The organism is Streptomyces sp. DT190 (assembly GCF_049846985.1).
GTDB lineage: Bacteria > Actinomycetota > Actinomycetes > Streptomycetales > Streptomycetaceae > Streptomyces.
Map to the genome: position 1 here is coordinate 1 of NZ_JBNCNM010000073.1, position 589 is coordinate 589.

Sequence of the window (589 nt, forward strand, 5' to 3'; positions counted from 1 at the left end):
TGGAGGTAGTCGAGCTTGGCGGTCAGGCCCTTCAGGTCACCGACGCCGTCGCCGTTGCTGTCCTGGAAGGATCGGACGAGCACCTCGTAGAAGACGGCGCGCTTGAACCACTCGGGGTCGCGGTCCCTGGCGGGGGTGTCCTCGAAGGTGTCCTGAACGGGTTCGTTGACGATCATGTTGTGGGTGACCCTCCGATCTGCGGGTGGGACGGTCGCAGAACCGAGAAGACGTGCGCGGGACGGTGGCCCGGTTCGAGGCGCACGTAGTTGGCCCTGCCCCAGTGGTAGGTCTCGCCGGTGAGCTCGTCGCGCACCGGCACCGACTCGTGCCAGTCCAGGCCGAGTTGCGGCATGTCCAACGAGACCGTGGCCTCCTGGGTGTGGTGGGGGTCGAGGTTGGCGACCACCAGAACCGTGTTCGAACCCTTCCGCTTCGAGTAGACGATCACCGCCTCCTGGTCCGCGTGGTGGAAGTGGAGATCGCGCAGCTGCTGGAGGGCCGGGTTCTCCCGCCGGATGGTGTTGAGCCGGGTGAGCAGGGGGGCGATGGTGCGGCCCTCGCGTTCGGCGCGTTCCCAGTCGCGGGGGCG

At 67.7% G+C, this 589-nt stretch carries 1 protein-coding gene and 1 pseudogene; both read right to left on the bottom strand.

Annotated features, from left to right (window positions below; all coding sequences use genetic code 11):
- Window positions 1-176: pseudogene (locus ACPXCS_RS39645) on the bottom strand (trehalose synthase); the annotation flags it as partial.
- On the bottom strand, window positions 173-589 hold a 417-nt coding region (locus ACPXCS_RS39650), incomplete at its 5' end, for a DUF3459 domain-containing protein (RefSeq protein ID WP_425952366.1). The gene ACPXCS_RS39650 and the pseudogene ACPXCS_RS39645, both read right to left, overlap by 4 nt.